This is a genomic window from Roseinatronobacter ekhonensis, assembly GCF_900499075.1.
Lineage (GTDB): Bacteria > Pseudomonadota > Alphaproteobacteria > Rhodobacterales > Rhodobacteraceae > Roseinatronobacter > Roseinatronobacter ekhonensis.
Genome location: NZ_UIHC01000126.1, coordinates 1 through 2633 on the forward strand (window position 1 = coordinate 1; position 2633 = coordinate 2633).

Annotated in this window: 2 protein-coding genes and 1 tRNA gene; 1 reads left to right on the forward strand and 2 read right to left on the reverse strand. The window is 47.0% G+C overall.

Features of this window, described 5'->3' with window-relative positions; all coding sequences use genetic code 11:
- Positions 1 to 48 precede the first annotated feature (48 nt).
- Positions 49 to 125, forward strand: a tRNA-Met gene (locus ROE7235_RS19245).
- Between the two features lie 415 nt (positions 126 to 540).
- On the opposite strand, the gene ROE7235_RS19250 is transcribed toward ROE7235_RS19245, so the two are convergent.
- The gene (locus tag ROE7235_RS19250) at positions 541 to 1170 is read right to left on the reverse strand and encodes an STM2766 family helicase-associated protein (RefSeq protein WP_121097594.1); all 630 of its coding nucleotides are present in this window, start codon (positions 1168 to 1170) and stop codon (positions 541 to 543) included.
- Positions 1167 to 2573, reverse strand: coding sequence for an STM2767 family DEAD/DEAH box helicase (locus ROE7235_RS19255; protein WP_503128430.1), 1407 nt, complete (start codon positions 2571 to 2573; stop codon positions 1167 to 1169). Before ROE7235_RS19255 ends, ROE7235_RS19250 begins: the two co-directional genes overlap by 4 nt.
- Positions 2574 to 2633 lie beyond the last annotated feature (60 nt).

Sequence of the window (2633 nt, forward strand, 5' to 3'; positions counted from 1 at the left end):
GAGTAGCTCACCGCCAAACCTGATAATCAACCATTCCTAAACAACCAACGCGGGGTGGAGCAGCCAGGTAGCTCGTCAGGCTCATAACCTGAAGGTCACAGGTTCAAATCCTGTCCCCGCAACCAGAATTATACATCATATCAGCACCTTACGCAGCGCCCTACGGGGCGCTTTATGCGTTGCGCAAACCCGTGTCCGCACGGTGTCCGCAATGGTGATCAAAATATTCAACTCAGCTAGCCCATGCACACGACCGTCAGCATCAGCAGCGGGCAGGGCGCTCAAGGTCCAAACCGGCCTTTCGTCAGCCTTCCAGCGAGTGTCTTATATCTGCCCCGAAAAATAGACATAGACATTAGGCACATAGGGAGGGAAGCCAGTCTCCGCCGTGCGTTTCACGAACTGATGCAGTGAGAAAAGAGGCATACTTCACCTGCCGGTACTATACTGCATTCCCGCTAAACACCTCCATCTCCAAACCGAAACTTCGTAATCAATTCACGCTCTTGGTAAAGGTGTCCGGCGTAAACGGGGGGAGATTTACTTCACTTCTAAAAAACTGCAATTAGAATTTATGTCGAGAATATCAATCATCTGCACAACCTTATACTTCCGCCTCAATCCTATTTTGAATGTTGCTGATTGTGAATAGAATATATCTAAATGATTTAAGGGGTGCAAATCACCATTCTCCCGCTCAGGATCATGATCAAACCGAATATAGCCGTCATCTGATTGGATTAGCTCACCTAAAACCCTCCATAGCGTGTCAGGATCGCTACTGGATTGCTCAAGGTCATCAAGCAGACCTAAGGCCTCGTCGTTCCCAAAAGCCTTCCCAGTGCTGAAAAAGGAAACTACTTCGGACGATATCCGACTAGTGATTTCTATCCCTGAGCTCAAACTAAACTTTATTACGCCGTCGACATCGGAGATTGAGAAGGGAAACGCTGTTGAAAACGCTTTGCTCTTGGAATAGACGATTATTCGTCTCATCTTGCCGTACTGCACAAGCAGTTCACCCGCGCTGTCTTCAGAGGAAGGTGGTACGTAGGAGGAAATGAGCTTGATGGCCTCCATCCAGAAGAGAACGATATTTGGCTTTTTCCGGAACGGTTGAAACAAAGCTCCGAGTTGATACTCATCCAGTTTAAAAGAGAGTTCCTTCATCTCTCGCCCTTCTTAAGCATATTTTCGTAATTAAAACTCGCAATACGGAGGATTTCGTCTCGATCGAAGTCTTCACTTGCTGTCGAAGTAATTACCTTTCTCAGTTCCTGTCTAAATATTGGAAACACATCCAGCTCGTTGAATATCTCTTCGCAGACGTCATAAAAAGATGTCCGAATATTCGCTTGCGTGATCGTCGTCATGATTTCCTCGCGCTCTTCGGCGGTCGGAGGCTGCGCTTCTATGACGCCATCCCTATTAATAACCTCTAGACCGCCCATGATCTTATCCATCAACCCATGATCTTGCTTCGAGGTAATAATGAGATATGACTTTAAAAAGGACCTAGTCATCGTCATGTAAAGCGAGTTCCGATAGGCGTAATCTCTGTTCAATCCGCTGGTCACGCAAACAACAAAGGGGAATTCTAGTCCTTTCACATTATTGCGGTTGCTAATAAAAATCCTACCAGGAATCTTTTGTTTTGTTTCTACAGCCTTGTTCACATGCCAACCCGTGCGTCGCGGTATCATCTGAGCAAGGACGTCTGACAACGCATAGATTGCATTTCCGCTATCGACCAAAATGATACCAATATCGTCGGGAGTCACCGTCGGGTGGTTTTGACTTATATCTTCGATTGCACTCAGTATTGTCTCCGAAATAGCCTTAAGATCGTTGGTCGGCTGCTCCAATACAGCTACTGCTGGCGTATCCGCGTTTGCTATGTCCTCAAAGCGTCGTAGGGGCTCCCTCTTCAGACGGTAGAAGCTTTTGTCGGGGGATGTTTCGACTATGTATCCGCACGTAATCCATTCATCATCTTCGAGCCAACGGAGTTTTTTGTCTTCAAAGAGCCCCATCCCCAATGAGTGAGCAAACATCAATGCACGTGGGTCGGTTCGATAGCATTTTCTAAGGAGAAAGTCGGGGGAAATACTGGGCTTTATTTTAGCATCAAAGATGCTCTGAAAAATATCGCCGGCCACAATCACATACTCCCGTGCGACCAGCTCGCACAGATCCAAGAAAGATTGGGGAAAATCCTGGCTCTCGTCAATTAAGATATAGTCAAACGCATAATCTTGAGAATCTCTATTATTCAGCTGTTCGATTGCCGACTTGCATGCGACATCGAACGAGGCTTGGCTAAAATTGAGAAAGGGAAGGTCGTAATGAGCGCAAATATACCGGTATGTTCCCGAGTTGGCGTCCCCTTTGCTGCCCCACGCATGCATGCACCAAAGGCGCTCATTCCATTCAATTTGTTGTTCAACCTTCATAAAGTTGAAGAACTCTGGGATGCGCCTTCTCAGATTATGGGCGAGGATTTTGTTATACTCCGAGTCCTGCAGAAGCCGAATTTGTTGACTTGACTGCTGGGTTTGGAACGATTCAGCTATTGCTTATGATCCGCCCTGACTTTCTTTCCTCACCAGCCCGCCTCGAGCTTGAGGCTTGCG

Coding starts and splice junctions, on each gene's coding strand:
- ROE7235_RS19250 (WP_121097594.1), bottom strand. CDS start 1,170: ATGAAGGAACTCTCTTTTAAACTGGATGAGTATCAACTCGGAGCTTTG.